This is a genomic window from Bacteroides sp. D2 (assembly GCF_025147085.1).
GTDB lineage: Bacteria > Bacteroidota > Bacteroidia > Bacteroidales > Bacteroidaceae > Bacteroides.
On sequence record NZ_CP102261.1, the window covers coordinates 5,279,228 to 5,304,473 of the forward strand.

Sequence of the window (25,246 nt, forward strand, 5' to 3'; positions counted from 1 at the left end):
CGTTATAAAGTTACATAGTTACTTATTTTTCGTTGTTTTCCTCCTGCTTTGTTTTCAAGTCTCCCCAAGGTTGATACAGGAAAACGAATAATAACAGCCAAAGAAAAGCGGTTTTACCCGTATAATAAATGACAAAGGCAATCAGTCCCATAAAGGCAACCACGATAATAGCGTGGGCGATGTATTTTAAATTTTTATCTTTCATTGTTCAAACATGTTATACTGAATTGAAAAACCGAATTTGCTTAATCTCCTTTCCTGGAGAAGGGAACGTTTGTCATGTGAAGGCATAATGGCCACCAGGTTCTTTGTATCGAACTGGTAACCTTTCTTCCGCATCTGATAACGTAGGTTTCTTAGGCGTCTGTCTTCTTTCATGGCATTTCGTTAAGATCGTCTTAGTTTATAGAAGACATGGCACACTATCGCAAAGGATAGCGTTTAAATCCTCCTGTATGGTTTCCTGCTGCTCTCTGTTCAAGTGTACCAGGAAATAACCTTTTCCGCCGGAAAGATTCTTAATCTCCGCCAGATTATACTTCCTGTCTACTGCATCCACGAACGCAGGGGATTCCATGGGGCGGAAGCTACTGAATATTTTATAGGTTCCACTACTGCCTTCTATTCGTAGCGTGGTTAATTCATCGGGGGTGGTAATTGTTGATTTCATTTCTTATTTATTTTTAATTATTCGACTTGTTCCTCACCTTCACGTATTAGGGTAAAAGGTAGTTTGGTACCACAATTCACACAATAAGCTGTTTTACTCTTGTTTAAGGAAACTCCATCGGAATATTCCCCACCGGAATATGTACCGTCAGAATTATGCACACTCGTGTAACTCATTCTAAACAGATCACTATACTGATAACCGTAAAAACCATTGCAATAAGGGCAAGGAAGCGGTTGTGCTTCAGTTACTTTTATGGAGATTTTTTTGCTCATTTCTGTTCTTGATTTGAATTATTTTTCACCACTTATTTTTAATTTTACCAATTCACCAATAGGATAGGTCGTATGTTTCGGTCTGTTTATTTTCACTTTATGAGAAGAAAGAAACAACGGAACAGATTCTATTCGATAGAAAGTGTAGTAAGCTTCTTTAGGAGCCGTTTTTACATATTTTTTTAAATATTCTTCTGCTTTATTTCTCGTATCAAATGCGGCAAGGATAGAAAACCAAACGCCGTCTTCTTCGTATATTCCGGATTCCCTTTTAGTTACTATGTAAATTTTGCTCATTGTTGTTTATAGCTGTGCCGGAGGATAGCATCGAACTACCAATAACACCCGCTTTCGCCCTTCGGGGTTATCTCCACACTCCGGCGGTTATTATATGGAGCGGCAAAAACCGCCCCGGGTATTTATTACCTGCTTCTAAAGTCAATCATCCATTTCACCGGAAACAAAAGGTAAATCCAACCGGCAATTATTAGCCCTCCAGTCATCAATCGTTATTTTCATTACCTGATTTAATTCCGTCTTAGCTTCGTTCATCAACTTTTGAGCCTCTTTAAAACGACACTGGCACTCCTGGCACTTCAGTACTTTCTGCTCGATAACGGTCTGCTTTTGTTTCAGGAAGGTTTGCGACTCCGTGAAATGTGTAAACAAAGCCTTGTAACATGCAAGTTTATATTCCAGAACCGATGCTTTTACATTTTCATTTATTCTTGAGATGTCAATAGAAAACAGCCAGCCGAAAACATAACAGTAAGGAATAGCATACATTTCATAACTCTTTCCGTCTTTTCCAATTGCCTTTATCAGGCAGGCAGCTGGACCGAGTATTTCATCCCGTTCTATCCGCTGCCTCTGTCCTTCCGGATCAATCCCCAATACTTCACAAATGGGTCTGATTGCCACAAATTGCTCGTCACCTGTAGACAAGATATCTACGTTGTTCACTCTCGCAATAATCTTTGTATTCATAACATTTAAGTTTTAAAAGGTTATTTAGTCCACATGGAAGATTTTCACGCCTGTTACTTCCTCGATCTTATCCTTGGCAAGTTCGGGAATACGACATAATCCGGCGCGCCAATTATGAACGGTATGTAGTGGTACTTTACATGCTTCCGCTAATTTTGTCACCATTTTAGAAGAATCTTTCAGCGGTAAACCAATTAGATACATTCTTAACTTCTCGCCGTCTTCATTTCTTTTTAAAGTTTTTTTTGCCATAACATCACATTAAATCTATTATTTATTTCTATATTTATATCACAAATATAGTTTTATTCTACTTATTCAGTAGAATAATTCATGTTAAATATTGTAAATATAATATCGAATTATGGCTAATTTATTGCTTATAAGGGATTTATGCGAAAAGAATAAAATCAAGATTAGGGAATTAGCTTCCCGAATTGGTAAGGATGAAAGTAGTATTCAATCCATGATAAGAACAGGATCAACCAATACTAAAACTCTTGAAGCCATAGCAGAGGTATTTAATGTTTCTCCCGGTATTTTCTTTGATAATCCTTTGGAAAGTAATACGGAAAATAGTCTTAATAAAGAGGCAGAAATCGCTTATTTAAAGAAGATTCTCGAAGAGAAGGAACGTCTAATACAAGTCTTATTAAGTAAGAAATAACCTGTAATAGATAAGAAATGTAGGCATATTGTAGGCTACGCAATTGTGTAAATAATTAATAATCAGGCGATTAAAGAACGTTACTTGAATCACTTAAATAAAACGCTGATTATCAACAGATAATTAGCGTTTTTCTTTTCTAAAAAAGTTCATTTCTGAATTAAAAAAACAATCTGCATAGACTCCCCATTCTAATCTGTATTTCACAAAAAAGATCGTTCTTACATCAAAACAGAACTATCTTATGACATAAGTATACTGCTGATTAATGTAAAATAGCCACTCAAAAAAAGAAGGGAGAGATTCTTTTTCACATAAAATTCATTTTAACTTGGTGCATTAAATTATAAAGTATATATGAAATATTCCTTTGATAATTTGGAGAAGGTTCTGAAAATGAAAAAGGAATAATTCCTGAAAATACAGTTCTAAGCTCAATTTGTTGGCGTAAAATTTGCTAATACGTGGTTTTGTGTGTTCCTTTGTACTATAATCAATAAATTAGACATGAAAAAACTTCTATTTTTAATTATGACTGCACTGATAGTAGTTGGATGTAGTAAAAGTGATGAAGAAAAAAGTGACATTCAGGAAATTTGGCTAAATGGATACAAAGCTCTTACTCCAGAGTCTGATTACGAAAATATTTCCACCACATTTTTATTATTTAAGGCTGACAACAATGAGGAATTTGATGTGAAAAAGCAAACTTTTTCAGGGAATATACTTGATTATCAAAAAATACAAGATGAAACTTGGAATTTGCTGTCAAAATCAAAAATTAAAAAGAAAGATGGTAGCATAGTTGATGCTACTTATTCTATATTTGCCTCGTCAATAAAAGAAACATATACTTCCGCTAAAGTAAAGATTGGTAAATATTTTATGGTAGCAATATATAGCGACTCTAAAACAGGATATCATTGGCTATATTCAAATAAATATGCTTGTCAATATGTTGACATACCATATCGATATAATCCATGGGACTATTCTGTAGTTTTCCCATGTGATTTGCATAATTATGGAAAGATAGAATGGGTTTCATGGAATCAAACTCCTTATCCATATGAGTTTGAATTTTCAAAATAGGTCCATCTGCCGAAAACATTTAAAATCAGCAATACTCATTTCAAATCGGACTCTCTATAAAATAGAGCAATTTCTCAAGCTCTGAAAATAAAATATAGATACCTCTAACACTTTACTGTATCTGTTTCAAATTGCTAATAATAAAGCGATGAATTCAAATTCATCGCTTTATTATTAGCCCTAGATGGAAATATTTCCTTTACTCTTTTGTATTCTCATCCCCCACTATACCTGATGAAGAATTATCAGGAGCCTGATCTATCAAATCCATAAACTGATCCAGTTTAGGAGTTATAATAATCTCGGTCCGGCGGTTACGAGCTTTTCCTTCTGCCGTATCATTACCGGCTACCGGATTAAATTCACCTCGACCGGCAGCAGTCAGGCGTTTGGGATTTATACCATAAATATTCTGTAATGCCTGAACAACAGATGAAGCACGCAACGCACTCAAATCCCAATTATTACGTATATTCGTACGAGATATCGGATCGGTATCTGTATTTCCTTCTACCAAAACATCATAATCTTTGTAGTCCTGAATGATTTTGGCTATTTTACTAAGCACAGCCTCTGCTTTATTGCTAATTTCATAACTTCCTGATTTATAAAGCATGTTATCTGCTAAGGAAATATATACAACACCTTTCAATACCTTAATATCCAAGTCACGCATCTCTTCACGGGTAAGCGAACGGGTAAGTTTATTGACCATTACGAGATTCAAAGAGTCTGATCTATTCTTTTCTTTAACCAAATGCTGGATGAAACGGTTTGAAGCATTGATCTCATCTATCAACTTACCCATATTCATATTCCCTTGAGAGCTCTGTGTAAGACTCTTATTCAAGATGCTTTGCATATCGGACAAGCTCTTGCGTAACTCACTATTATTCCGCTGCGCTTCGGCAAGTCTCTCCTCAAGACTTGTTGAACGTGCCTGATTTTCTCTTAGCTGCAATTGACTTTCCTGATATTCTGTTTGCAACTTTGTATAATCAGTTTTTAAACCTTTAAATTGCTTCTGACTTACACAACTCGCCAATACTATACATCCTGTCAGTACTAACAACGGTCGAAAAAGATTCTTCATAACTCTATTATTTTAATTACTAACTTTTTAAGTGACCAACTGCAGCCGTTTCCACAACAATTGCGTAAATCGGTTGGTTATGAACACATTTATCGAGATAAAGCTCGAACGACCTTATAACATTTCAAAAGAACGAAAGGTTTATTCACCAAATAAAATCTGTTTTTATCAGAGTTTGATCCATCCTGCCAAGTTATCCAACTTAATTTTATAAATTTGCACCATACTAAAACATTACTGCGTGAAAAACAAACGTTGGATTTATTTTGCAATTACTTTCGCAATTATAGTGTTAGGATTGGCTTCCCGAAAACATGGTGATATATTGCCCGAATTTATTGCAGAGTATTCAGGCGATACGCTTTGGGCAGCCATGGTATATTGTGGAATACGCTTTCTTTTCCCGTCATTATCTATACTCAAGACCATTGTTATTTCCTTATTATTTTCTTATTGTATAGAAATTAGCCAACTATACCAAGCAGACTGGGCAAATACTGTACGAAACACCACACTTGGAGCATTAATCTTTGGACATGGTTTTCTATGGTCAGATATGATCTGTTATACTGTTGGAGTATCATTATCCGCTGTTATAGATTCAGGAAGGATTATTATCTCCCAAAAGAGAAACCCCTAGAAAAAAAGCACTGCAAACCTACTTTGTTTACAGTGCTCTTTCCGATTATCATTTAAACTACCTATCACAATCTACAATGAAAACTATCGCTCAAAGGTAACTTCTTATTAGTGGAAACAACCTTTATTTCATTTTCACCAGGTTCTAGTTCCACATTTTTCCATTCCAGAATAGCATACGAATCCGGTATTGCTTTACCATAACTCTTACCGTTTACAAACAATTCGGCTCCTGACAGATTCGTGAAAGCAGTAATTGTTTGCAAACGTTGTGTACGTACTGTGTTACGTTTGCCTGTTAAATAAAGCATTGGTTCTTCCCTATTCCAGTTGGCCTTATAGAAGTAGAAAGCATCTTTACGAACTTTCCGGTCGAAGGTAACCAAACCTTTATCATTAATTCCGGGACGGTCTCCTTCAGTGCGATGTGCAGCGCCAAAATCAAACATATTCCAGACAAAGCTCCCCCATACATAAGGACGGGAAGAGATTGTTTTCCAGTTTTCAATGTGATAATACGTCTGCCAGTTTTCAGGATGCCACCAACTGGTTGGTACAGTTTTAACCAACGAATCTTGTTGATGGTAAATACTTGCACCGGCACCATATTCACTGATAGCGATACATATTTCCGGATGATCCTTATGCATTCGATCCAACCATTTCCCCAAATCAGCGGGAGTGCCACCATACCATCCATCATAACGGTTCCAAGCAATAGCATCCGTTATGAAATTCAAATCTCCCATTTGATTACTTGCGGAGGTCGTAGGCCGGGTAGGATCTTCCTGATGTGCCAGCACATTTAATTCTTTGATATACTCAACCGGATTATCTCCCAACTCTGTTAACTCATTAAACACTCCCCATACACAAATAGAAGGATGATTATTATGTTGACGAATCAGTTCTTTGAGCTGTTCCTTTCCGTTGGCACGGAAAGCAGGTAAATCCACAAAACCCTTATCATTATATCCACCAGGCCCCACAAAAGGTATTTCAGCCCATACAATAATACCATTCTTATCCATCAGATCATAAAAATAAGTAGCCTGCGGATAATGCGCCAGACGAACAGCATTCACTCCCATCTCCAACATCAATGCCGCATCTTCCTCATGGTGTTGCGGACGCAGCGCATTGCCCACCTCACTCCTATCCTGATGACGGCAAACGCCTTGAAGAGGCAAGTGTTTTCCATTCAAGAAAAAACCTTTATCAGGGTCAATCCGGTAAAAACGAAGTCCCAACGGTTGTATGACACGATCTACCATCTGACCATTCCGGGAAAGAATCACTTCCGCCTGATAAAGGAAAGGATCCTGGCGACCATTCCACAAATGAGGTTGATCGATTTCAAATGTAAATTCCTGCTGCATTGCTGCGTTTCCAGAAAGATTCACTTTCTTTGTTCCTTCTTTCACCACCCTTTGACCATCTAACAGGCGTACATTAAGCTCTACTTCCCGATTACTACTACCTCCGTTTGATAAATCAACAACAGCACGCACCTTAGCATACTTATGGCTCACACTATCCTGTATCAGACGTACTCCGGGAGAAGCATAATTCAAAGGAGAAATACACGTCTCATCAATAATCAGTAAATGTACATCCCGATAAATACCTCCATAAAAATTAAAGTCACCGACCAAAGGCATAATATCCAACTGTTCACCATTATTCACTCGTACCAATATAGAATTTTCTTTTCCATATTCCACCTTTCCAGTGATCTCAAAGATAAAAGCCCCATATCCCCCACGATGCTCACCTATATGACGACGATTGACAAACACATCCGCAATGTTATTCACTCCTTCGAAACGAATAAAAAGACGTTTTCCTTTCCATTCGGAACGAATAAATAAATTCTTCTCATAATTGCCAATTCCCCGTTTATAGTCTATCTTACCGGACAAAGCATCCTGCGCATTCCAAGTATGAGGCAAATCAACTCTTACCTCTGTTCCCTTTTGTACCTGATGCGAAAACCGGAAATTCCAATCATTATTTAGCAAGATATCCTGTCGCTGGGCAAACATCGACATACCGCAAAGCATGAATAAAACAACCGATACCAAACGGCTGGACTGTAAAAAAACTGTTCTCATATTATTTCTTTAATGATGACTTCTTTATTCTGATAAAAGAAGATAATGATTCGACCTTATTCTTATATTTTTTCTCATCTACCCGATTCTTGTTTTCCTTCTTATCAATCTGATGATCAAACAACATACTGGCTTTCTTCACGTCGCCTTTCATCCATTCCGCATAACTATAACGCCGGTCAACAGCATTATCTCCTCCTTCCCACTGAATATAGACTTCACCTTTCGTCTTAGCTTTCAAATTCTTGAAAACCCCGGCAAAGCTTTGCCCGCTTAACTGTTCAGCGGGAACAGGAAGTTTACAAAGTTCACATAAAGTCGGGTACAAATCAACAAATTCCACCATCGATTTTGTTTTTCCCTTTTTCATTCCCGGCACACGGACAATCAACGGTACATGAGTAGAAGTATCCATCAGATTATGTTTACCTATAAAATCATGTTCTCCCAGATTCCAGCCATGATCCCCCAACAAAACCACAATTGTATTATCCGATAATCCCAGTTCATCCAATGCATCCAATACCTTGCCGATCTGTGCATCCACATAACTCAAACAAGCATAATATCCATGTTTTACCTCTCGTTGGAAGTCAATATCACTCGTATCCGTAACCCGTGCATACGCATATATCTCGCTCGAATTACGAACCTGCTCCGGTAATCCTTCAGGCCGGAAACGATTGGTAGCCAAAGGTATTTCCTCTCGTTTATATAAATCCCAATATTTCTTTGGAGCATTGAACGGCAAATGAGGTTTCCAGAAACCACAAGCCAAGAAGAAAGGTTTGCCGGCCTCCTTCATCCTTTTCAAGTCACGAATAGCCCGGTTTGCAAGTTTTCCATCATCATAGGCAGTATCAGGAACATCAGCAGATTCACAGAAAGGTCCCCTCATCGTTTTCGGATTAATCGTTTTTCCCGATTCCGAATTCATCCAAAGTTCCCATTTATTATATTCCGCCCAATATACATCATATCCATCCGGATGATTCCGGTAAGGAGGCTCGCTCCACGAATCCGCATGATCGCTGATATGATGAAACACCTTGCCGTCCGAAATAGTATGATAACCATTCCGGGTAAACCATCCCGAAATAGGTATTGCTTCGGGGCAATCTTTGCTAGCATAGGCGGAAAAACTAATAAAGCGATCGGGGTAATGAGGATATACCCCCGTCAATAAACTAGCCCGGGATGCCCCACTCACAGGAATATTACAATACGCATTCTGAAACAAGACACCACTTGCCGCCAAACGGTCCATATTAGGAGTTTTCACTACATCCACCCCGTAACACCCCAGTTCGGGACGCATATCATCAGCCATTATAAAAAGGACATTCATTTGGGATGCATCCTGTTGTGCACGTAGTATAGATGAGATGCAGCAAGCTGTTCCACAAAAAAACGCATATTTTATTGATATTCTATTTTTCATTTTCTACCTTAAATTTTCAAGACCTGCAATATACTAAAATATTACAGGTCTTGTGCATCATTTCAATTTAAAATTACTTTGTCCATACCGGATTTTGTTCCAGATTCGTATTTAAAGCCAATTGCTTCAAAGGCAACGGATACAGATAATAATGTTCCTGCCATCCAAGCGGGGTATCAAAGAAATAAACATATCCTTCATCAGCACCTGCACCACCCGTTACTTTCAGATTCTTGGCCGAAGCCCCTGTCACATAAGCACCCAGCGGTTGTTTGTTAACATAGTCTCCTTTCTTCCATCTGCGCAAATCATCCAGACGGAAACCTTCACCCATCAACTCAACTCGTCTCTCCCTACGCACTTCCCACAAGAGAGCAGGAACGGAAGGATCACGCTTCGGATCAAAAGCATCATTAATATCATTCACCACCATTTTCGCCACATTAGCTCTTGCCCGAAGTTTGTTAATAGACTTATCCGCAGCAGCCTGGTCTAGCTTATTCAATTCGCACATCGCTTCGGCATAATTTACCATTACCTCACCTATACGGAACAGCGGGGCATCTGTTGTATTCACCCCATTCGCGTTGGTAGCTACAGTATGTGTATTATAATATTTCCATACCCAGAATCCCATTTGGGAAGCATTCCAGCCCTGTCCCCAGTTCATATTCTTAAAGTGAGGTTGTCCTTGCACAGTGAATCCTTTAAAGTTGGAAGACGGCAAACGATGATAAGTTTCACCGGAAATCGTAGCCATTAAATCTATAAATTCTCTGTCCTGCGCATTATCCGTATATTTCCAATCAGCCGTACTAGGTCCGTTTTCTTTCTTCACCATATATGGAGGACAGATCGTCAAATACAACCGGTAATCACGATCACGGAATTGTCCATACATATTCTTATCACCCCCATAATGACTAGTTGTCGTGCTAACCGGTCGTCCATCCGTACAAAGATAACTGTCTACCGCGTCTTTCGTTGCCTCAATATAAGATTCACCTGTACGCACCATACGAGTCAAACCATGCATTAACTGTCCGGTTTCATAAGCCTTATACAGAAGAATACCTGTCACCCCATCCTGTGTTTCCGAATTAAACAACTCATCATATTTAGGATGCACATTCGGATATTGCTTAATCACCTCTTCAGAAGCACGGGCACATTCTTCCAGATAAGTATCTGCCCCCGACAAACCATGATATTTTCTCCAAGTTCCTTCAAATAAAGCAAAACGGGAAATAAGAGCTTTCACCACATACATATTAATTGTATTTTTCCCATCCGCTTCGATATTACTGCCAATATGTGTTTCCGCATATTTCAAATTAGACAGAATATTGGAAGCCACCAAGTCACGACTATCACGTTTTCCATAAAGCTCGGGACTTTCCTCTGTCAAAGCATGTTCTACCCAGGGAATATCACCAAATTTGGAAAGCATCTGAAAGTATTTATAAGAACGGAAGAAATATCCCACACTTCTCCAATGCTCCCTCTCGGTCTCACTCATTTCCGAATGATCGATATTATCGAGCATCAGATTGACACGACGGATATAATCATAATCCCAATCTTTAGACTCATCTGTAGCCTTTGCTTTGCGATATGCCCACTGACCTTCATATCCATCCAATCCTTTTATCATGTTATCCGATTCAAAATCACCACGGAAAATCTCATCCGTTTGCCCTGTATCATACGTATATCCGAAGAACACATTATACAATCCCCATGTATACGTTTTAAAGTTATCATAGGTAGTAAAGACCGATGCTTCTGTTTGCTGTCCTTTGGGATAAACCTCCAGAAATTCGTCATTCAGACAAGACGACATCAACAAACAAAGACTAACGCTTACACATAGTATATATTTATTCATAATAATTACTCTTTAAGTTGTGAAACAATCAGAATGAAAGGTTTATACCGAACGAATACTGTCTCATATACGGATAGGTAAAACCACGTTGTCCTAAATCATCCGTGACAGAACGTTCCGGATCAAGTCCCTTCGGCAAGTGGTCGAACGTATAAAGATTCTCACCACTGAAGAACACAGCCAGATTATTAACTCCAATCTTACTCATCCACTTAGACGGGAAATTATAAGAAAGCGTTATATTACGAATACTTAAATACGATCCATCCTGTAGATAACGAGTTTGTACACGTGTATTGGCATCTGTATTTCCGGCCGCTTTCTCATAAATACGGGGGAAATAACTATTCGTATTTTCCGGAGTCCAGTAATTCAACTGTGAATCATAAACGGTAGTCCAAGCATCATAATGCGGATAAAACAGATCGTTCATCACCCACAAATCCCGTTTACCAACTCCTTGCAGTAAGAATGACAGAGAAAAACCGTTCCAACTTGCACTACCATGAATACCATACTGATAACGCCGGGTATTATTACCGATGATTTTACGGTCTCCCGGATCTTTCGTTGTACTGGTACCGCTGTTGATTATATTATTACCATCCAAATCCTTATATAATATATCTCCCGGATTCGGATTATATCCTTCCACTTTAGCAATACCCGGTTTCAATTTACCGTCCGCATCAAAATCATCCACTGTATACAAACGATCGGTTACATATCCCCAGATTTCACCCAGCTCCATTCCTACACGATATGTTTCATTATTATTCTTATCCTTACCAAATAATCCCGTTTCATTATTGTATTTGGTAATCTTAGTTTTTGCATCGTAAAGATTGAAACCTATACTATATTTCACTTTTCCGATCTGATCGTTCCAGTCAACCGAGATTTCCCAACCTTTAGAACGAAGGTCAGCCGTATTCTGTAAAGGAGCACTCGCACCTAATACACCCGGAAGTTCAGAGCCCGGAGCAAGCATGCCCTTGGTATCTCTGCGATACCAGTCGAACACCATATTCAATCTGTTATCCAATAGTCCAAGATCGAATCCGACATCAATTGTCGTTACTTTTTCCCAAGTAAAGCTATTGCTAACCAAAGCAGCTGGTTTCAAAGTAGTAACTTTAATACCTGAAACAGTCCAATAAGCTTGCTCTGCATCCATGCCAGGGATATATGCATAAGGACTAATACTCTGATTCCCGATATTACCCCAAGAACCACGCAATTTCAAGTTAGAAAGAACAGAATTCAAAGGTTTCATAAATGCTTCCTCGCTGATACGCCATCCGGCGGAAACCGAAGGGAAGAAACCGAAACGGCTATTCTTCGGGAATTTGGAAGAACCGTCATAACGTCCGTTCGTTTCAAGCAAATACTTGCCGGCAAACGAATAGTTAATGCGATAGAACAACCCTCTTACCGTATAACGTTCAAATTTGTCTTTAGCAAAATAATCACCTGTCGACTGCGAAATAGACGGCAGATCTTCATTAATCATATTCATACGCGACATCTCAGCATAACGATAATCACTACTCTCCTGATTGAAACCTCCCATCACCGTTACATCATGTTTGCCCCATGAGTTGTTATAGTTAGCATAGAAGTTCAATGCATTATAATCCGTAATACCATTGGAATATTCATACTTGGAATTGGCAGTGGAAACCTCTTTCACAAAGTTACCTCCATGTGCATAATAGAACTTCTTCTCAAATTTCGTTTTCTCGTTACTTAGATGATTGAATGTATACTCACCAATCAACTTCACATTCTTCAAAGGACTGATTGTAACCTTTCCGAAAATACGAAGATTATTCTTTTGAATAGTTGTCGGATATGCCAGGTCAATCAAGTTACGAGGAGTATTGATCGGTAATTCTTCACCATCGATATTCATTGTTCCAGTAGGGAAATAAGAAGGGAATGCGACTGCTGCTCCCCATATACCATATCCTCCGGAAGTTTCCGGCAGAGAAGAGTTAGAGTTCGTATATTTAATATCCAATTCCGGAGTAATCCATGAAAACACATCTGAACGGAGATAAGAAGACACATTGTAACGCTTGTACGTATCTTTATCCGAAGCCAGTACCCCATTTTCATTCACCATACCGAAGGAGAAACGATAAGAAATATCTTTCGTACCGCCACCTACCGAGATATTATGAGTTTGCTGGAAACCAGTCTCCATCATATCATCGAAAAGATCAGTTTCTGCCAAGCTATAACGCAGCCCGTCCACCATTGCATAACCATCCGGATATGCAGACGGATTAGCATTATATTCCTTCAAAAGTCCCAACCAGGTATCTACGTTCTGACCACTTTGATAATTGATTGTCCCCATGTCCTTATAAGCCTGTACCGTTTGGAGCGGAGTAGCCTTATGAGGCATATTGGCAGGTCTGCTAAAAGAAAAGTTATTTGAATAATTAATAGAGAGTTTAGTTGCATCCGAGCCTTTCTTTGTAGTAATCAAAATCACACCGAAAGCTGCCCGTGCTCCGTAAATAGCAGAAGATGCCGCATCCTTCAAAACAGTCACCGATTCAATATCGTTCGGATCGAGCATATTAATATCCATCTCCACGTTATCCACCAGCACCAGCGGTTTCCCATTCTTATCCAGGCTGTTGACACCACGAATGTTGAAACTCATTTCTTCACCGGGTCTTCCTGAATTACCTGTAATCTGCAAACCGGGCATTGCCCCTTTCAAAGCGTCACTCACAGACACCACCGGACGGTCGCCTAAAACATCATCCATCTTCACACTGCTCACCGCACCTGTCAGGTTCGCTTTCTTTTGTACGCCGTAACCAACAACTACTACTTCGTCTATTAACCGGGTATCTTCTTTCAAAGTTACATTGAGAGGACGTTGATCTTTCACCACCACTTCCTGTGTGGCATAGCCGATATACGATATGGATAAACGGGCATTCGGAGTAACCATCAAGGAAAAATTGCCATCCATATCCGTAATGGTACCTTCCGTAGAATCGACTACTTTCACATTTGCCCCAATCACCCCTTCACCTGTAGGATCAGTGATTCTGCCTTTTAAGACAAACGCTTTTTCCTGTTCTTTCTGCGGTGTCACTGCATGGAACATAATCACCCGGGTTCCGTTCACTTCATAACTGACGTCCGTACCGGCCAGCAATTGTCCCATCACATCATTAATAGTACCGTTATTTATATTCACAGAGACTTTCCTATTCAAATCAATGTCATTATTACGAATCAGGAAAGAGTAATTGCCTTGCTTCTTTATTACTTCAATGGCTTCTTTTAAAGTAATATTATCTACTTTCACACTGAATCGCTTACTTTGTTCCTGTGCCGATAGCTGGAAACCACCAGTCAAAACGTTTCCTACAGACAAAAGCAGAAGCATTAATAATATTCTTTTTACTATTAATCTCATATTTTTCACTATTAAAGGTTAACATAATATCTTTCTATACAACGCTGAACCGCCGATATATCTATCGACTAAGTTCCCAATCATACTTTACTTTTCCTTATTTTACCTCCTTTTTCTTGTCAGTTATAAAGATAGTGTCTCCACTAACTTTCCATGTATATTGCTTCTCAACGTTGATTTCTCCCAATATATCATTGATACTTTGATTACTATTGAAACATCCGGAAAAGCGTTCCGCCTTCAGACGTTCACTCTCTAAACTAATCTTCACCTGGAATTTGCGCTCCAGACGGTGTGCGATGTCGGCAAACGGAGCATCTTCAAATGTCAGGCCACCATCCAACCAGTCACAGGCAGAACTAGCATTTGATTTCATTTTCTCCATGCGGCCCGTATTCTTATCGTAAAAAGCCTGTTCGCTAGGGAATAGTTTCATTACCGAACCGGACAAAGTGGCTAAATTGACACGACCTTCCAACAAAGATACCATTACATAATTATCGTCATCATAAGCGCGTACATTAAAAACAGTCCCTACCACCTTTACCTGTACACCATTCGTATTCACAAAGAAAGGAATCTTCTCATTTTTCGCCACCTTGAAATATCCTTCGCCATCAAGCGTAACATCACGTTCACGAATACCGAACCCACGGCAATAACGTAACACAGAACCCGCATTCAATGAAACCTCTGTTCCATCCGGAAGCACAATATTCGTCCGCGAACCGGCCGGCACTTTAATTTCATAAGGAGAATCCGCATTCGTATATACTTCCGTAAGATTTTCAGTATAAGTGTACCAGAAGTAATTGCAACCCAACAACAAAATAATTGCAGCAGCTACCTTCAGCCACACAGGAACTATCTTCCGCGAACGGACAGGTTTCATCTCAGCAGCGGCTATTTTTTCTTTTATCTGTGATAAATTAGCATCCTCTACTTTGGCAAATGCAGGCACAGAAGAAACAGCCCATACTGCGGACATCTCCCGGAAAATTTTAGCAGCATCTTCATTAGAAGCCAGATAAGCGAGCAGAGCTTCTTTCTCTTCTTCGGTGCAGTTACCGGACAGATAGTTGCTTATCCGGATTTCCAATTCTTCTATATGATAAGAGTCATTCATAAACGTACTTTTTCTATGGGTGTATATAACTAGATACGCAATAAAAAAAGAAACGTTTAAAAGAAAAGCGATTTTTTTTAGAGAAACATCAAAATAGCTATCATATAAGGAGTACCCAGTGATTCGCGTAGCTTAGTCAATGCTATTTTCATCTGTACTCTTACAGTGGTCACATTAATATTCTGCTCCTCGGCAATTTCACTGTATGTCTTACCCTCATACAAACTTGCTTTAAATATGGCACGGCATTTGGTTGGCAATTCCTCCACCTTCTTCATGATGATGGTATTCATTTCGCTATGCTCCAATGCCTGCAAAGGATTATCGGAAGAAAGAATATGATTTTCGAGAAAAGCCCAGATTTCTTCCATCTGTTCCGTCATCTGTTTTTCGTTGAAATAAGAAGAGCGCAGATAACTGATACTTGCATTTTGAATGGCACGCCGCAAATACGGAAGAGCCGGATAAGTGATGTGATGACGGTTCTGCCAGAAAGCAACAAAGACATCATTCACAATCTCCCCTGCCACCCTCTTGTCATGCACATAATAAACAGCTATCGCGCACAAATAAAGGTAGTAGGTATGATAGATTTTATCAAATGCTTTTGTATTACCGTGATTTAACTGTTCAATTAGATTTTCAGAGATTTCTGGTAGATTCATTCGTTGTCTTTCTTTAAGGAACGGTGCAAATATAGCGATTAATTCAGAAAAACAAAATTCCAATCAGATAAACCGGAGCCCGGCAATCATTCCTTAGCCCTACAATCCCATCGGTATTTTCAACAAATACCAAACAATAAACAGCAATGTCCAGACAACCAGGATGCCTAATGAATATCTCCAAGTATATTTCAGCAATGAGCCATACGTAATCTGCTTATCATACTGCCGCATATAGGTAAGCACCAGAGGCATATAGAATAAGAAAGGAGTAATGGCATTCGTCGAGCTATCTCCGATACGAAAAGCACATTGTGCTATATCCGGAGCAATTCCCATCTGTGCAAACATAGGAATAAAGATAAAAGACATAAAAGCCCATTTGGAGGTAGCAGATACCATAATCAGATTTATCAATGCCGTAAACAGAATAAACAGAACAAGAGCAGACAAAGGAGCCGGTTCAAACGAAGAAAGCAAGTCAGCCCCCATAATCGCCAGACATTTATCCAGATGAGAATATTCAAAACAAGCAAACATCTGCGCAGCGAAGAAAGCGATAACGAAATACACCCCAAGAAGCTTCATTGGCTGCGTAAGTCCTTCAATCACATCATTGTCAGTGCGATACCGTCCGGAACTGAATCCATAAGCCATTCCCGTAATACCTGCTCCCAAAGAAAGCAAAAACAAAATACCGGCAATAAAAGGCGAATGCATCAAACCACCATTCACACCCCGCAAAATTCCATAAGAAGAAAAAGTAAGCCACAAGATAAGAGCCACATAGATAGCTGCCACAACAATGGAAATCATAATGGCACGCCGTTCTTTACGAGACAGAGGATGGTAAGCCACCACTTTCATACTGCCTTCATACTTACCTAACGTAGGAAGAAGCCATTTTTGAGTAATCCAATACACAATAGCCGTAATGGCCACCGTTGAAGCACTCATAAAAAAGTAATTGCAAAGAGGTTCCGTATTCCCCTGATAACCCGTTTGTGCCAATGCAGCCTCTTGCGTGGTATGCGCCAACAACGGGTCCATCGTACTCAATACAATATTAGCACTATAACCGCACGCAACGGAAACATAAGCCGTAACAATCCCTGCAATCGGATGAAGCCCCACCCATTGAAACAGCATAGCAGCAATAGGTAATAAAATAATATATCCACCATCACCAATGGCATTCGACAACAAGCCAAGTACAATCACCCACAAGACGATTTTCCTCTTTTCCTGTCGGTTTCCCACCCCCATGCGGATACATGCATCAATAAAACCGGAATGTTGTGCCACTCCCAATCCGAACATAGCAATTATCACCATGCCTAACGGAGCAAAGCCCGTGAAATTCTTAATAGCGTTCCGCAACCACCAACGGATTCCTTCGGGACTCAACAGGCTTTGTACACGGATGTCCTCACCTGTTTGTGGCAATGTCACTTTCAACCCATAGATATCGCATATCCATGAAAGAAAGACCACTGCCATTGTCAGCAGAAGGAACATCGTAGCGGGATGGGGCATGCGCCATTTATTCTTCATCATTTTCCGACTAAGCAAGAAGCTACCGTTAATACTTAATTTACTCTTCGTCAGGCTCCAGATTATCCAGATCAATAATACGCAATTCCAATGCACGTACTGCCAACCGGGTAGCATTCACTCCCACCCGTTCACCATTCGGAAAAAGACGTCCGATAAGATCATTCTGCCGTTTCTCCAATGATTTCACACCAAAAGGCATTCCTTTCAGATTGGCAATCATCTCTTTCGTATAACCCAAAGCCAGATGACGGAGAAAACGTTCATCGTATTCATCAATATCATAACTGATGACAGCCTCCTGACGCTTGGCATCATTGGCTACCGATTTCTTGAAACGATCTACAATCTTTTCCAGAATCGGATAGTTAAATACCAATTTCTTTCCATCCATCACAGCCTGTACATCTGTTTTCGTCAGTAGCTCACCCGTTTTGAGGATAATTCCATCGGCACCGGCATTCAATACGTCCACCCACAACTTTTCGTTCAGAATCTCACCCGTGAAGATCAATACCCGAACTCCTTTGTAACGTTTGAATATATTCTTGCAAATATCAACGCCAATGGTCGTAGAACCTCCTAGTCCTAAGTCCAACAATACCAGATCGGGAAGCTGGGCCTCCATCAACGGCCAAAACTCACTTTCCGTCATTGCCGTGCCGATTACTTCTGCATTCGGTATTTCATGACGGAATATTTCTTCTGTCCCTTTCAACTCCAGTTTTACATCCTCTACAATAATAACTTTAAACTTCTGTTCTTCCATGTTCCTTATCTAATAACTTTTATGTGTTTTCCTTTTATCGGCGCGGAATAGTGAAATAAACCGTAAACCCGCCGCCTTCAGCCGGCTCGGCATTGATACGGCATCCCCTACGTCCCGCAAATTCGTCGTGGTCGCGAATAATTTGTTTGCATACCAGATATTCCGTTCCCCTCAACTCCCCTTTTTCACCGGAAGTCATACGTGCCAAATTCGGATAAAATAGTTGATTCAACTCTTCCACACTCTTCTCACGTCTCGTATCCGTAAAGAGGAAACGAATATATTCATTATCCTTGCGCGCTTGCAGACGTATCACTCCATCTTCACGTACAGTCAATGCTTCATCAATCAAATTTTCCAATAGAAAACGCAACTGATTCACGTCTCCTATCACCTTCGCCTCCATCGGCTCTATTTCCAATTCTATCCTCTCCGGCCGATTCTTCATCAACTTCTTGAAATATTTTCCAGCAGCATCCAAAAGTTCCTGTACCGGAATCACCGTACGCCGGAAAGTGACCTCCTCCAATTGACGGGAAGCACACGAACTCAAAATCGTAAAGATTCCCTTATAGTATTCAATCAATTCCGTCATAGTCTCCACCGCTTCACGCTCCTCCGTTTCCGAAAGATTCTGCGCATTCAACCGCCCTACAATCTGTTTGATCTTATTCGGATAATAAATCGTCTCATGTTTAATCGTCGACAGACAGTTGTCAAGCACCATATTCTGGACATGCAACATGCTGTCTTCCCAGGAAGCCCGGCGTGTTTCTTCGTGTGCCGACTCGATATCCCGGTATTTTGTAGCCAATTTCACCACTGCGTTAAACACAACAATAGCCACATAACGAGCCACCAGTTCAAAAAGCAGTCGATCCGTCTCCTGTTCCGTTCCTTCTCTGCGCTCCAGATAAAGCACACCGACACATTGATGCTCGCCCCCTGCTTCCACCATCAGCGGAATTGCCTGAAGATGCTGTTCGGAAAGATATTTCCCGGAACTAAAACACTGCTCTACCATTTCCGGCATTTCCTGTCCGGGACGAGAAGCATATTCCAGCCGGTGTGTCGTTTCATTATAAACGGCAATTCCCATCCGGTCAATTGTCAGTAATTCATTTACCGCCCCGAATGCTTCATCCACAATCCGCTGCGGAATTTCTTTAAGCGTACTCTCTTCCCGTTGAAGTGCCTCTGCATTTTCCTGTTCCTGCGGTCTCACCAAAGATGCAGCAAACACCTTCTGGTTAATCTCAAGTACCTGTTCGAGATTCAAACGATTCTGCAAACGTTTTCTCATGTACAGAAAATAATATCCGACCAACGAAATAATCAATAAAACAAAGCATAAAATAATTCCTACCGTCTTATTGGTATTCGAACGCTCCAACTGCCGGCAATATGCTTCGAGAGTTTGATCCTCTCCCTGCAACTTATACAAATCCGTAAATGCCGAATTATTATAACTATATGCATCCAACTGTTTCAAAGCCAAAAAAGCAACTGACGCCTCATTCCTTATATCCAAAATTACATGATAATCCGAATCAAACAGTTCGTTCCACCAACTGATTTCAGCAGGCGTTCCCTCACCTACCAGCTTCATATACCGATGTGGGCGATCCGGACGCGCATATTTTTCATAATGCTCATTCAGAAAAAGCATCGCAGAATCTATATATTGCAAAGCCAACTCATAATTTTCATCCACATTAGCAAAATAGGCAGCATTTGCATAATCCGACGCTACATCCAGCAAATCCTCATACGCAGAATCCGTAACTACTACAATCGAATCTCCATCCTGCAACATGGGAGGAATCGGATCATGCAGACAAGAAACCATCCCCAACGGAAGCAACAAGCAAAGCAACAATACCCCCATCGCTTTACGCACTCCCGAAGGCAAACGAAAATAGAAACGGCTTCCCTTCCCTAGTTCACTCTCCACATCAAAGACACATCCCCGGAATAAATCATTCGTCTTCTTATACTTCTCAATGATTCCCTTACAATTCATCAATCCGAAACCACTACCTTTGTTTTCTTTCAACACTTCCGGATCGGCTGCATTCTTCATTCCGATCACACGGGAATCATACACCTTCTCACCAATGATATGCGCCACATCCTCTTCGGAAATACCTCTTCCGTTATCCTCCACAGAGATCTCGACATAGGCATCCTCCGTAGTACGGGCATACACTTTAATTGTTCCTCCTTCCGGAGTATATTTACGGGCATTTTCCGCCAGCGTATTAATCATAAACAAAGTTAGTGCCCGGTCGGCCTTCACCATAACCGTAGTCGGTTCAATTTCCAACTTCTGATTTTTCATTTCAAAAGCGCGTCTTCCCTTGCCTAGCAGCTCAAACAGTTCATTGAGACTGAAAGTTTCAATATTCAGGCTAAGCGTTCCTTGCTTCATCTTAATCCAAAGAGCCAGAATATCGTTGTACTCATTAATCGTAGTTACCAGCTCATCAATGTATTGATACTTCTCTTTCTTAATCTTCGCATTATCAATATACCCCCGCTCCGTCAACTTATGCACCTCGTTCAATATACGGTCGATATAAGGATTAATACCATTGACAATGGCCAGACAAGCCTTCTTTATAAGATTCTGACGTTTATTTCCCGCAATATGTTGTTCGTAAACATACCGTTGCTTTTCCAACTGCATCCGCTCGTCACTCAACGCTTCCACCATCTGCTCATTGTCCGCAGCCCAAACAATATACGGTTCAAGCACATGCACCAATGCTTTTTCATCACGGTTCAACCGATGCAGAGGAACCAGTGCCGCTTTTCCTTCCTCCGGAATTTCCAGTTGAAGACGTCCTTTCCCAAATAATTGATCGATACCTTGTTGAATTAATGGAACATTCATCGGAATGGACGAAGTTATATCCCGGCAAAGAGTCAGAATCCGTTGCAGACGCTCCACGTCTACCTGATTCCTTATTTTAGACCGTTTATTAAAAAACCACCAAAGAATAACCACCAATACAAGTCCGACAATAACCAAAGAAAGTACAAGCGTCATTTGTCGTGAATCGGCTTCCAATGAAAGATAGCGGCTCTCCAACTCCTTATCCTGACGGGTATAATTCAAAATATCCAAATATATATTCCGGTTGTAATCAGAAGCATACTTCATCCCGAGCCCCGCATACGACACACTCAATTGCTCCCGAATCCTTGAGATCCATTCAGGTACCGTTCTCACATCTTCCTGCATGATCCATGGAACCCCGGTATAAGTCGTATCTCCCTCCACAAAAACATGTAGTTTATCCAATGTATCCGCCGCATGGTGATAATAGAGCATGTGATGTTGATTCACACAATCCAACGCTTTTGCAAGCGTATCCAATGCCTCCGTATAACGTCCGTGCTCATTCATATATTTACCGATAGACACATACGCACCGGCAATCTGATACAAATCATTGTACTCACGAAATTTTTCAAGCGCACGCTGTGCCATTCGCAAAGGCAAAAGCGAATCTACAGGAAACCCAAACTGATCCAGCGCATATCCCCTTCTCGTCCGGAAAAGTTCGAAATTATTGGGTGAAACCATCAGATTAGCCAATCCTTGCAGACCATTTCCTTCGAAATAAGGATGATTAGTCTGAACAGCCGTCCGCCAGGTAATATAGAGTTGGTCGAACTCACGCATTTTCCGGTCTTCCGGCTTGGTTGCTTCCACCAACGAAGCCGAACCTTTAATATAATGATAATAAAGCAACTGATTAGTATCTGTCAAAGCTTCATCTTCCGGAATCCGGTTGAGAGATGTGATGGCCTCCTGCCGTTGCTGCAGATAGTAGTAATAAATAGAAGAAACGATGAAAAATTCGGTGAATGCATAATCCAGCCGTAGCGCCTCGTGACGGTCGGCAAACAAATCACTCTCTTCACGAATACGTTTCATGCGCTTGAGCGCACTATTACGATAATCATAAAATTCTTTGTTCATAGCCGTTCGCTGACAGATTTTCATCAGTCCGATGTCGGCAATCAACAGTTCGAGTTCATTTTTAGTCAGTTTATATACTTCCTTATGCAACGCTTCCGCCTGGTCAAAGTCCATAGCCATAAAAGCACAGAACCCCAGGTTGTTGGATGCTTCCGCTTTCCCCGACTTGTAGAAATTCACCTGCCGATAGGCTTCATTGGCATATTTATAAGAAGAATCCAGGCTTCGATAACGATAAGCATACGCTTTCCCGTTTAATGAATCAATCAGGCGCACCTCTTTAGTCGGCACCATATCAGTGCACGAAAAAAAAGAGGCAAACAACACTATACCTATTATATATAAAGGAAAGCGTGAACTCATTTTTGACTATTAACTGTTTTCAGAAAGCAAATCTACAAATATTTCCGATAAGTTGGAGAGAAAAATATTTTTTATACAATAAGTCCTTCTAAATAATAAGAGAAATTCCTACCTTTGCAGGCAAATTAACAAATAGGTAACATCTATTACAAAATGAGCGAAAAAGCACCCTTTATGGTATTCTCGGGAACGAACTCGAGATATCTTGCAGAAAAAATCTGCGCAAGCCTGGATTGTCCTCTGGGAAATATGAACATTACCCATTTTGCCGATGGCGAATTTGCTGTTTCATATGAGGAGTCAATTCGTGGCGCACACGTATTCCTGGTTCAATCCACTTTCCCTAACTCAGACAACTTAATGGAACTTCTCCTGATGATCGATGCTGCAAAACGCGCGTCTGCAAAGAGCGTTGTAGCTGTAGTCCCCTATTTCGGATGGGCACGTCAGGATAGAAAAGACAAACCCCGTGTATCTATCGGCGCTAAGTTGGTAGCCGACCTGCTGTCTGTTGCAGGTATCGACCGCCTGATTACGATGGACTTGCATGCAGACCAGATTCAGGGATTCTTCAATATCCCGGTAGATCACCTGTACGCATCAGCTGTATTCCTCCCTTACATCCAGTCATTGCAACTGGAAAATCTGGTTATTGCTACACCGGACGTAGGAGGTTCAAAACGTGCCAGCACTTTCTCCAAATACCTCGGTGTACCATTGGTACTCTGTAACAAATCACGTGAAAAAGCCAATGAAGTAGCATCTATGCAAATCATCGGTGACGTAGAAGGTAAAAACGTCGTATTGATCGACGATATCGTTGACACAGCAGGAACAATCACCAAAGCAGCCAACATCATGCTGGATGCCGGTGCCAAATCTGTACGGGCCATCGCCAGCCACTGCGTAATGTCTGATCCGGCTTCTTTCCGTGTACAAGAGTCTGCCCTAACCGAAATGGTATTTACCGACAGCATCCCTTACGCAAAGAAATGCCCGAAAGTAAAACAGTTAAGCATTGCTGATATGTTTGCAGAAACAATCAAACGAGTAATGAATAACGAATCTATCAGTTCACAATACATCATTTAATAGATGATAGGTGATAGTTGAAGTTACTTTCAACAGGAAATTATAAAATGGATAATGACCGCTTTTGGTTATTATCCATTTTTCTTTGTACCATAAAAAAGAGGCCACGCAATGCGCAGCCCACTATCATTTATCATCTATCATCTATTGAAGTCTTCCGAATTTATAGGTTCCTTTTTTAATCACCTTTCCATCTTTATCTGTTTCTACAAAAGGACCATTTTTCTTTCCTTGTTTGAAAAATCCGTCAAAGCGATTACCATCTTTATCAATTTGTACGCCCTGTCCATCTTCCAATCCGTCAACAAAGCCACCTTTATATTGCATCCCAGCAACGGTTTTCAGAGTACCCTGTCCATTGGGACGGTTGTCTTTCCAATCACCGTCATAAACATCGCCATTGCTCCATTTATAGACTCCTCTGCCATCACGTTTATTGTTTTTCCAGCTTCCTTCGTACACAGCACCATTCGCCCAGGTAAAAGTACCCTTTCCGTCTTGCATGCCATTTTTGAAATTACCTACATACTTGTCGCCGTTAGCATGATAATAAACTCCTTCACCGGTGCGTTCACCTAAGAGATAAGAACCTTCATAACGATCGCCCGTGTGAAAGTAGTAAGTACCTCTTCCGTGTTGAATATCATCCGCCCAGTCACCATCGTATTTATCTCCATTGGTATATTCAAATACCCCTTTTCCGTGACGGACATCATCTTTCCAGTCTCCTTCATACTTACAGCCATCGTCCCAGTTCATGATACCTTTGCCGTTCTTCTTATCATTTTTCCAGTGACCGGTATATTTGGCTCCATTCGCCCAAGTGTATGTACCTTCGCCTTCACGCTTATCATTCACCCATTTACCTACATACAAATCACCGTTATGATAATACATTGTTCCTTCACCATGCTGATAATCCTGATACCACATACCGTCGTAACGGTTATTATTCATAAAATAATAGATACCTTTTCCGTGCTGCTGGTCCTGAAACCACTGTCCTTCGTATTTTTCTCCATCGGGAAACATATAAATTCCATATCCTTCACGTTTCCCCTTCACATATTCTCCTTCAAAGACATCACCGTTTTTAAAGACTGTTTTTCCTTTTCCATTCGGTTTTCGTCCTTTCATTTCTCCCGTATAGACACTGCCATCCTTAAAAGTATAGTTGCCAATCTTTATTTCAGTGGAGAATGTATCTTTAATTTTTCCGAAAAATCCGCCTTTTTTTCCTTCATTTTCTTGTGCCATCACTCCCTCTTGTGCAAGAAGAGCCAGCAAAAGTGTAGTATATAGATATTTCCTCATTGGTTTTAGTCGTTACTCATTTTAGAATTACAATTTGGACAAAGATACAATTTCTATC

Annotated in this window: 21 protein-coding genes; 4 read left to right on the forward strand and 17 right to left on the reverse strand. The window is 40.4% G+C overall.

Annotation, left to right across the window (positions count from 1 at the left end; genetic code table 11):
* Window positions 1-22: 22 nt before the first annotated feature.
* The 6 genes from NQ505_RS19735 to NQ505_RS19760 form a co-directional block, all read right to left on the reverse strand.
* Window positions 23-205 carry a hypothetical protein gene (locus NQ505_RS19735; protein ID WP_004318165.1) on the reverse strand — a complete coding sequence of 61 codons (183 nt, stop codon included), beginning with the start codon at window positions 203-205 and terminating at the stop codon, window positions 23-25.
* 198 nt (window positions 206-403) lie between these two features.
* Window positions 404-670: a hypothetical protein gene (locus NQ505_RS19740; protein ID WP_007478431.1), complete on the reverse strand. Its 267-nt coding sequence runs from the start codon at window positions 668-670 to the stop codon at window positions 404-406.
* A gap of 17 nt (window positions 671-687) precedes the next feature.
* Window positions 688-945, reverse strand: coding sequence for a hypothetical protein (locus NQ505_RS19745; RefSeq protein ID WP_004303404.1), 258 nt, complete (start codon window positions 943-945; stop codon window positions 688-690).
* An 18-nt stretch (window positions 946-963) separates the two neighbouring features.
* Window positions 964-1,242, reverse strand: coding sequence for a hypothetical protein (locus tag NQ505_RS19750; RefSeq protein ID WP_007478432.1), 279 nt, complete (start codon window positions 1,240-1,242; stop codon window positions 964-966).
* A 141-nt stretch (window positions 1,243-1,383) separates the two neighbouring features.
* Window positions 1,384-1,932: a phage antirepressor N-terminal domain-containing protein gene (locus NQ505_RS19755; protein WP_008998376.1), complete on the reverse strand. Its 549-nt coding sequence runs from the start codon at window positions 1,930-1,932 to the stop codon at window positions 1,384-1,386.
* A gap of 24 nt (window positions 1,933-1,956) precedes the next feature.
* Window positions 1,957-2,184 (reverse strand): hypothetical protein, encoded by a 228-nt coding sequence (locus NQ505_RS19760; RefSeq protein WP_008998377.1) that lies wholly within the window; start codon window positions 2,182-2,184, stop codon window positions 1,957-1,959.
* A gap of 112 nt (window positions 2,185-2,296) precedes the next feature.
* Between NQ505_RS19760 and NQ505_RS19765 the strand changes: the two genes are divergently transcribed.
* Both NQ505_RS19765 and NQ505_RS19770 read left to right on the forward strand, forming a co-directional pair.
* Window positions 2,297-2,599: a helix-turn-helix domain-containing protein gene (locus NQ505_RS19765; protein ID WP_008998378.1), complete on the forward strand. Its 303-nt coding sequence runs from the start codon at window positions 2,297-2,299 to the stop codon at window positions 2,597-2,599.
* Window positions 2,600-3,106: 507 nt separating this feature from the next.
* The gene (locus NQ505_RS19770) at window positions 3,107-3,691 is read left to right on the forward strand and encodes a hypothetical protein (RefSeq protein ID WP_008998379.1); all 585 of its coding nucleotides are present in this window, start codon (window positions 3,107-3,109) and stop codon (window positions 3,689-3,691) included.
* A gap of 199 nt (window positions 3,692-3,890) precedes the next feature.
* Here NQ505_RS19770 and NQ505_RS19775 read toward each other — a convergent pair whose 3' ends face one another.
* Complete coding sequence (locus NQ505_RS19775) at window positions 3,891-4,784, reverse strand: flagellar motor protein MotB (protein WP_004325852.1); 894 nt, start codon at window positions 4,782-4,784, stop codon at window positions 3,891-3,893.
* Between the two features lie 241 nt (window positions 4,785-5,025).
* Between NQ505_RS19775 and NQ505_RS19780 the strand changes: the two genes are divergently transcribed.
* Window positions 5,026-5,424 carry a DUF2809 domain-containing protein gene (locus tag NQ505_RS19780; protein ID WP_032853359.1) on the forward strand — a complete coding sequence of 133 codons (399 nt, stop codon included), beginning with the start codon at window positions 5,026-5,028 and terminating at the stop codon, window positions 5,422-5,424.
* A gap of 64 nt (window positions 5,425-5,488) precedes the next feature.
* Here NQ505_RS19780 and NQ505_RS19785 read toward each other — a convergent pair whose 3' ends face one another.
* The 9 genes from NQ505_RS19785 to NQ505_RS19825 all read right to left on the reverse strand — a co-directional run bounded on the left by NQ505_RS19785 (window position 5,489) and on the right by NQ505_RS19825 (window position 22,782).
* Window positions 5,489-7,537 carry a glycoside hydrolase family 2 protein gene (locus NQ505_RS19785; protein ID WP_008998381.1) on the reverse strand — a complete coding sequence of 683 codons (2,049 nt, stop codon included), beginning with the start codon at window positions 7,535-7,537 and terminating at the stop codon, window positions 5,489-5,491.
* A gap of 1 nt (window position 7,538) precedes the next feature.
* Window positions 7,539-8,978 carry a sulfatase gene (locus NQ505_RS19790; RefSeq protein ID WP_008998382.1) on the reverse strand — a complete coding sequence of 480 codons (1,440 nt, stop codon included), beginning with the start codon at window positions 8,976-8,978 and terminating at the stop codon, window positions 7,539-7,541.
* 73 nt (window positions 8,979-9,051) lie between these two features.
* Window positions 9,052-10,866 carry a RagB/SusD family nutrient uptake outer membrane protein gene (locus tag NQ505_RS19795; protein ID WP_008998383.1) on the reverse strand — a complete coding sequence of 605 codons (1,815 nt, stop codon included), beginning with the start codon at window positions 10,864-10,866 and terminating at the stop codon, window positions 9,052-9,054.
* Window positions 10,867-10,894: 28 nt separating this feature from the next.
* Window positions 10,895-14,284, reverse strand: coding sequence for a TonB-dependent receptor (locus NQ505_RS19800; RefSeq protein ID WP_008998384.1), 3,390 nt, complete (start codon window positions 14,282-14,284; stop codon window positions 10,895-10,897).
* Between the two features lie 127 nt (window positions 14,285-14,411).
* Complete coding sequence (locus tag NQ505_RS19805) at window positions 14,412-15,440, reverse strand: FecR domain-containing protein (RefSeq protein ID WP_008998385.1); 1,029 nt, start codon at window positions 15,438-15,440, stop codon at window positions 14,412-14,414.
* A gap of 77 nt (window positions 15,441-15,517) precedes the next feature.
* On the reverse strand, window positions 15,518-16,105 hold the full coding sequence (locus NQ505_RS19810) for an RNA polymerase sigma-70 factor (RefSeq protein ID WP_008998386.1): 588 nt from the start codon (window positions 16,103-16,105) through the stop codon (window positions 15,518-15,520).
* 99 nt (window positions 16,106-16,204) lie between these two features.
* A complete protein-coding gene (locus tag NQ505_RS19815) occupies window positions 16,205-17,659 on the reverse strand; it encodes an AbgT family transporter (protein WP_004325842.1) in 1,455 nt (484 codons plus the stop codon).
* A 40-nt stretch (window positions 17,660-17,699) separates the two neighbouring features.
* The gene (locus NQ505_RS19820) at window positions 17,700-18,428 is read right to left on the reverse strand and encodes a DUF5932 domain-containing protein (protein ID WP_004295828.1); all 729 of its coding nucleotides are present in this window, start codon (window positions 18,426-18,428) and stop codon (window positions 17,700-17,702) included.
* 34 nt (window positions 18,429-18,462) lie between these two features.
* Window positions 18,463-22,782 carry a DUF5113 domain-containing protein gene (locus NQ505_RS19825; protein ID WP_008998387.1) on the reverse strand — a complete coding sequence of 1,440 codons (4,320 nt, stop codon included), beginning with the start codon at window positions 22,780-22,782 and terminating at the stop codon, window positions 18,463-18,465.
* 153 nt (window positions 22,783-22,935) lie between these two features.
* On the opposite strand from NQ505_RS19825, the gene NQ505_RS19830 reads away from it, so the two are divergent.
* Window positions 22,936-23,874 (forward strand): ribose-phosphate pyrophosphokinase, encoded by a 939-nt coding sequence (locus NQ505_RS19830; protein ID WP_004295826.1) that lies wholly within the window; start codon window positions 22,936-22,938, stop codon window positions 23,872-23,874.
* A gap of 144 nt (window positions 23,875-24,018) precedes the next feature.
* On the opposite strand, the gene NQ505_RS19835 is transcribed toward NQ505_RS19830, so the two are convergent.
* Complete coding sequence (locus NQ505_RS19835; protein WP_004308900.1) at window positions 24,019-25,188, reverse strand: phosphatidylinositol-4-phosphate 5-kinase; 1,170 nt, start codon at window positions 25,186-25,188, stop codon at window positions 24,019-24,021.
* Window positions 25,189-25,246: the final 58 nt, after the last annotated feature.